The following is a 7,382-nucleotide window of genomic DNA, read 5'->3' on the forward strand; positions in this document are numbered from 1 at the left end:
TGGACTGGACGCCGTTGACGGACACCGGGGCGGCGGCCGGGGAGGCCCGCTGGGCGCTGCTCGGCGACGACACCCTCGGCCTCGCCGGGGCGCTCGCCGCCGCCGGGCACCCGGTGCGGTCCCACGCCGACCTGGCGGCGCTGGTCGCCGAGATCGGGGAGTCCGGGGACGTACCCGATGTGGTGCTGGATCTGCGCTCCGGCGCGGAGTCGGACCCGCAGCGGGCCGGTGAGGCCGCGCACGACGCGGCCCGCGACGCCCTCGCGCTGGTGCGGCAGTGGTTGGGCGAGCCCCGGCTGGAGCGGTCCCGGCTCGTGCTGCACACCCGGGGCGCGGTCGGCGCGGCCCCGGGCGAGGCCCCCTGCGACCTGGCCCGGGCGAGCCTGTGGGGGCTGGTCCGCTCGGCGCAGTCCGAGCACCCCGGCCGGTTCACGCTGCTCGACACCGACGACGCCGCCGCCTCCCTGGCGGCCGTCCCGGCGGCCGTCGCCTCCGGCGAGCCGCAGCTCGCGCTGCGCGACGGCGCGCCGCTCGTGCCCCGGCTGGCCCGGGCCCGCGACGCCGGTGTGTTGCCGCTGCCCGCCGACGAGGTGCCGTGGCGCCTCGACGTCACCGAGAAGGGCACGCTGGAGAACCTCGCCCTGCTGCCCGGTCCCGAGGCGGGCGGGGAACTGCCGGCGGGCCACGTCCTGGTCGGGATGCGCGCCTCCGGGCTGAACTTCCGCGACGTGGTGCTGGCCCTCGGCATGGTCCCCGACCAGGAGGTGCTGGGCAACGAGGGCGCCGGCGTGGTGCTCGGCGTGGGGCCGGGCGTCGCCGACCTCGCCCCCGGCGACCGGGTGATGGGCATCTTCTCCGGCTCGTTCGCCTCGGCGGCGGTCACCGACCGCCGGCTGGTCACCCGCATCCCCGACGGCTGGTCCTACACCGACGCCGCCGCCGTGCCCGTGGTCTTCCTGACCGCGTGGTACGGGCTGGTGGAGCTGGCCCGGCTGCGCGCGGGCGAGTCCGTGCTCGTGCACGCGGCGGCCGGCGGCGTGGGCATGGCCGCCGTGCAGATCGCCCGCCACCTCGGCGCGGAGGTCTACGGCACGGCCGGCCCCGGCAAGTGGCCGGCGCTGCGCGACACCGGCTTCGACGACGCGCACCTCGCCTCCTCCCGCAGCCTCGACTTCGCCGACGAGTTCGCCCACCGCACCGGCGGGCGGGGCGTCGACGTGGTGCTCAACGCCCTGCGCGGCGAGTACGTCGACGCGTCGCTGCGGCTGCTCGCCGACGGCGGCCGGTTCGTCGAGATGGGCAAGACCGACAAGCGGGACCCGCGGCGGGTCGCCGCCGACCACCCGGGCGTCAGCTACCAGGTCTTCGATCTCATCGAGGCCGGCCCGGAGAAGATCGGCGCGATGCTGGGCGAGCTGATGGCGCTTTTCGCCGCCGGTGCGCTGCGGCCCCTGCCCCGGCGCACCTGGGACGTCCGGCGCGCCCCCGAGGCGTTCCGCTTCCTCAGCCAGGCCCGGCACGTCGGCAAGCTGGCCCTGAGCATTCCGCAGGCGCCCCGGCTCGACGGCACGGTCCTGGTCTCCGGGGCGACCGGCACCCTCGGCGCGCTGCTCTGCCGGCACCTGGTCACCGCGCACGGCGCCCGGCAGCTGCTGCTGGTCAGCCGGCGCGGCCCGGACGCCGAGGGCGCCGACGAACTGCTCGCCGACCTGAAGGCGCTCGGCGCGGACGTGTCGATCGTCGCCGCCGACCTGGCCGACCCGGACGCCGTGGCGGACGTGCTGTCCATGGTGGACCGGCGGCACCCGCTGCGCGCCGTCGTGCACGCCGCCGGCGTCCTCGACGACGCCACCGTCGAGTCGCTCACCCCCGACCGCCTCGCCGCGGTGCTGCGGCCCAAGGTCGACGTGGCGTGGAACCTGCACCGGGCCACCCTCGGCCACGACCTGAGCGCGTTCGTGCTCTTCTCCGCCGCCGCCGGCGTGTTCGGCGGTCCGGGCCAGGGCAACTACGCCGCCGGCAACGCGTTCCTCGACGCGCTGGCGGAGCACCGGCGGGCCCTCGGCCTGCCGGCGGTCGCGCTGGCGTGGGGCCGCTGGGCACAGGCCAGCGGCATGACGGGCCACCTCGACTCGGCCGACATCCGCCGCCTCGACCGGGGCGGCATGGCGGCGCTCTCCGACGCCGAGGGGCTCGCCCTGTTCGACGCCCTCTGGCGCTCGGAGCGGGCGACAATCATGCCCGCCAAGATCGCCACCGGCGTGGCCGCGCCCGGGTCGCCCGTACACCCGCTGCTGACCAACCTGGTCCGCGCCGTCGGCCGCCGGGCCGCGGCCGGCGAGGCCGCCGACGGGCAGGCGTACGCCGAGACGCTGCGCGCCCTGCCCGACGACAAGCGGGTACGCGCCCTGCGCGACCTGGTGCTGGCGCACGTGGCGGTCGTTCTCGGCCACGGCGACCCGGCCGGCATCGAGCCGACCCGCGCGTTCCGGGAACTCGGCTTCGACTCGCTGACCGCCGTGGAGCTGCGCAACCGGCTCGGCGCGGCCACCGGGCTGCGGCTGCCGGCGACGCTGGTCTTCGACAACCCGACGCCCGAGGCGCTCGCCGTCCACCTGGCCGGGCAGTTCGCCCCGGTGAGCCCGGCCGGCGAGCCGTCGGCGGCGGGCCGGGAACTCGACCGGCTGGAGGCGGCGCTCGTCGGGCTGGACCCGGCCGACGACGAGTTCCGCCGGATCACCGACCGGCTGCACGGCCTGCTGGGCCGGCTGACCGAGCGGCAGGCGGACGCGGACGGCGACGACGACCTGGAGTCGGCCACCGCCGAGAACATCTTCGACCTGATCGACCGCGAGCTGGAGACGTCGTGACCACCAGCCGCAACGACATCGGCATGCCGAGTGAGGTAGGTCCACGGTGAGCAACGAGGACGAGAGGTACGTCGAGTACCTGAAGCGTACGACCTCGGAGCTGCGGCGTACCCGGCGTCGGCTGCGCGAGCTTGAGAGCCGGGACTCCGAGCCCATCGCCATCGTGGCGATGAGCTGCCGCTACCCGGGCGGCGTCGACAGCCCCGAGGCGCTGTGGCAGCTCGTGCACGACGGCGGCGACGGGATCGGGCCGTTCCCCGCCGACCGGGGCTGGGACCTGGAGAACCTCTTCCACCCCGATCCCGACCACCCGGGCACCAGTTACGTGCGCGAGGGCGGCTTCGTCTACTCCGCCGCCGACTTCGACGCCGACCTGTTCGGCATCTCGCCCCGCGAGGCCCTCGCCATGGACCCGCAGCAGCGGCTGCTGCTGGAGACCTCCTGGGAGGCGTTCGAGCGGGCCGGGCTGCCGCTGCCGGCCGTCCGGGGCAGCCGTACCGGCGTCTTCGTCGGGGCGTCGTCGCACGGCTACGACGGCATGATGGCGCAGGCCGAGAACGGCGAGGGCCACCTGCTCACCGGCAACGCCACCAGTGTCATCTCCGGCCGCGTCGCGTACACCCTCGGGCTGGAGGGGCCGGCGGTCACGGTCGACACCGCCTGCTCGTCCTCGCTCGTCGCCATCCACCTGGCCGCGCAGGCCCTGCGCAACGGCGACTGCGAGCTGGCCCTGGCGGGCGGCGTGACGGTGATGCCCACCCCGGCGGTCTTCGTCGGCTTCAGCCGGCAGCGCGGTCTCGCCGCCGACGGGCGGTGCAAGGCGTTCGCCGCCGGCGCGGACGGCACCTCGTGGTCCGAGGGCATCGGCATGCTGCTGCTCACCCGGCTCTCCGACGCGCAGCGGCACGGCTACCCGGTGCTCGCCGTGGTACGCGGCAGCGCGGTCAACTCCGACGGCGCGTCCAACGGGCTCAGCGCCCCGCACGGCCCCTCCCAGGTGCGGGTCATCCGCCAGGCCCTCGGCAACGCCCGGCTCACGCCCGAGCAGGTCGACGTGGTGGAGGCGCACGGCACGGGCACCCGGCTCGGCGACCCGATCGAGGCGCAGGCGCTGCTGGCCACGTACGGGCAGGACCGCGACGAGGCCGCGCCGCTGCTGCTCGGGTCGGTGAAGTCGAACATCGGGCACACCCAGGCAGCCGCCGGCGTGGCCGGTGTGATCAAGATGGTGATGGCGATGCGGCACGGCGTCGTGCCGCCCACCCTGCACGTCGACGAGCCGTCGCCGCAGATCGACTGGACCGCTGGGGCCGTCACCCTCGCCACCGCCGTCACGCCGTGGCCGGCCGTGGACCGGCCGCGCCGGGCCGCCGTGTCGTCGTTCGGCGTCTCCGGCACCAACGCGCACACCATCATCGAGCAGGCCCCGGCTCCCGCCGAGGTCGAGGCCGAGGCCGAGGCGACCACGCCGCAGTCCCGCACGGTGGCCCCCGTGCTGCTCTCCGCCCGCTCCGACGCCGCGCTCGCCGCGCAGGCCGGCCGCTGGGCCGCCCGGTTCGCCGCCGACGACACCCTCCGCCCGCTCGACGTGGCCTTCTCGTCGGTCACCTCCCGCTCCACCCTGGACCGTCGGGCCGTGCTGTCCGCGACCGGCCGCGACGACCTGCTCGCGGGGCTGCGCGCCCTCGCCGCCGGGGAACCGGCCGGTACGGTCGTGCTCGGTGCCGGGGTGCCGCGCGGCCAGCTCGCGGTGCTCTTCTCCGGCCAGGGCGCGCAGCGCGCCGGCATGGGCCGGGAGCTGTACGCGGAGTTTCCCGTCTTCGCTGCGGCCGTCGACGAGGCGTGCGGGCACCTGGACAGGGCCCTGCCGCGCCCGCTGAGGGAGGTGCTCTTCGCCGAGCCGGGTTCGGCTGAGGCGGAGCTGCTGGATCAGACGGTGTTCACGCAGGCGGGGCTGTTCGCGGTCGAGGTGGCGCTGTTCCGTCTCGTCGAGTCCTTCGGGGTCGTGCCGGATTTCGTGGGTGGGCACTCGATCGGTGAGGTCACGGCCGCGTACGTGGCGGGGGTGCTGTCGCTGGAGCACGCCTGCGCGCTGGTGGCGGCGCGGGGCCGGTTGATGCAGGCGCTGCCGACGGGTGGCGGGATGCTGGCGGTCGCGGCGGCCGAGGCCGATGTGGCGGCGGCGCTGGACGGGCTGGCCGGAGTGGGGATCGCGGCGGTCAATGGTCCGCAGGCCGTCGTGGTCTCCGGTGCCGTCGAGGCCCTCGACGAGGTGGAGCGGGTCTGGCGTGAGCGGGGCATACGCGTCCGCCGCCTCACCGTCAGCCACGCGTTCCACAGCCCGCTGATGGAGCCGATGCTCGCCCGGTTCCGCGCGGTGCTCGACAAGCTCACTTCGCCGCGCCGGTGCTGCCGGTCGTGTCGAACGTGACCGGTGCCCTGGCCGGCGATGAGATCCGCACGCCGGAGTACTGGGTGCGGCACGTGCGCGAGGCGGTGCGGTTCGCTGACGGGGTCGCCGCGCTGCGCGCCGCCGGGGCGGACACGTTCCTGGAGGTCGGCCCGCGCAGCGTACTGACCGCGATGGCGGCCGACATCCTGCTCGCCGACGACGCCGTGCTGGCCGTCGCCGCGCAGCGCGCGGACCGGCCCGAGGCGCACGGGCTGCTGGCCGGGCTGGCCGAGTTGCACGTGCGCGGGGTGGCGGTCGACTGGCGGCAGTGGTTCGCCGACACCGGCGCGCGCCGCGTGGACCTCCCCACGTACGCCTTCCAGCACCAGCGCTACTGGCCCGAGGTCGGCGGCACCGCCGCGACGGCCGTGCCGGGTGACCTGCGCCCCGCGCAACACCCCCTGCTCGGGGCCGCCGTCGGCGTCGCGCACGCCGAGGGATTCCTGTTCACCGGCCGGCTGGCCCGGCGTACCCACCCGTGGATCTGTGACCACGTCGTCTTCGACACCGTGCTGCTGCCCGGCACGGGCTTCGTCGAACTCGCCCTCCAGGCCGGCGCGCACGTCGGCGCGGACCACGTCCGCGAACTCACCCTGGAGTCGCCGCTGATCCTGCCGGAGACCGGGGGCGTCGACATCCAGCTCTGGATCGGCCCGGCCGACGAGACCGGCTGCCGGTCCGTGTCGCTGCACTCCGCCCAGGACGGCGAGCCGGCCGAGGGCGCGGGCGAGCGGACCTGGACCCGCAACGCCAGCGGCGTGCTGGCCAGCGGCCCCGCCGCCCCGAGCGGCCCCGCCGGCTGGTCCGACCTGACCACCTGGCCGCCGCCGGGCGCCACCGAGGTCGGCACCGACGACCTCTACCTGAACCTCTCCGCCCAGGGCTACGACTACGGTCCGTCCTTCATCGCCCTGCGCTCCGCGTGGCGGCGCGGCGACGACCTCTTCGCCGAGCTGGCGCTGCCCGAGGCCCCCGCCGCCGAGGCCGGTGGATACGGCCTGCACCCGGCCCTGCTCGACGCGGCGCTGCACACCCTCGGCCTGACCACGCCGGCCGGAGAGCCTTCAGGGGCGGGCATGCTCCCGGGGTACGGCCGGCTGCCGTTCTCCTGGAACGACGTCGCCCTGCACGGCGCCGGGGCCGCGGCGGCCCGCGTCCGGGTCTCGCACACCGGCCCCGACAGCATCTCGCTGCTGCTCACCGACGTCACCGGCGCGCCCGTCATCTCCGTCGGCTCCCTGGTCCTGCGGCCGGTCTCCGCCGACCAGCTCCGCACCGCCTCCGGCGGCGGCACCGAGTCGCTCTTCCAGGTCGATTGGGCGCCGCTCGCGCTGCCCGCCGGCCCGTCCACTGTCGACTGGGCGGTCATCGGCGACGCCGCGGCGCTCACCGACGCGGTCGCGGCCACCGGCACGGCCGTGGCGGCGTACCCCGACCTGACGGCCCTGGCCACAGCGATGGACGACGGCACGGACGCGCCCGGCGTGCTGGTCCTGCCGTTGCTCGACCCGCCCGCGTCGGCGGACGTGCCGCGCGCCGTCGCCGAGGCGACCCACCGGGTGCTTGCCGTGCTCCAGCAGTTCCTCGCCGAGGAGCGCTACGCGGTGTCCCGGCTGGTGGTGCTGACCTCGGGCGCGGTCGCCACCGACCGGGACGCCGACCTGACCGACCTGGCCGGCGCCGCCGTGATCGGCCTGCTCCGCTCCGCCCAGTCGGAGAACCCCGACCGGTTCGTGCTTGTCGACGTCGACGACGTGGCCGGCTGTGCCGCCGTGCTCGTCCCGGCCGTCGCGACCGACGAACCGCAGGTCGTGATCCGCGCGGGTGTCGCCGCCGGCGCCCGGCTCACCCGGGTTCCCGCCCCGGCCGAGCCGCCGGCCGCCCCGTTCGACTCCGACGGCACCGTCCTGATCACCGGCGCCACCGGAACCCTCGGCCAGCTGATGAGCCGGCACCTGGTCAGCACGTACGGCGTCCGGCACCTCATCCTCACCAGCCGGCGCGGCCGCGCCGCCGGGGGCGTCGCGGAGCTCTGCGCCGAGCTGGAGGCGCTCGGCGTG

General features: G+C 76.2%; 1 protein-coding gene and 1 pseudogene. Both read left to right on the forward strand.

The genetic code is table 11. The annotated features are described in order from the left end of the window. Positions 1-2,870 (forward strand): SDR family NAD(P)-dependent oxidoreductase (locus tag MCBG_RS00015; protein ID WP_157560801.1); only part of this gene is annotated, 2,870 nt, incomplete at its 5' end. A 46-nt stretch (positions 2,871-2,916) separates the two neighbouring features. After that, positions 2,917-7,382 (forward strand): annotated as a pseudogene (locus tag MCBG_RS00020) (type I polyketide synthase); the annotation flags it as partial.

This window comes from Micromonospora sp. M42 (genome assembly GCF_000568915.1).
Taxonomy (GTDB): domain Bacteria; phylum Actinomycetota; class Actinomycetes; order Mycobacteriales; family Micromonosporaceae; genus Micromonospora; species Micromonospora chalcea.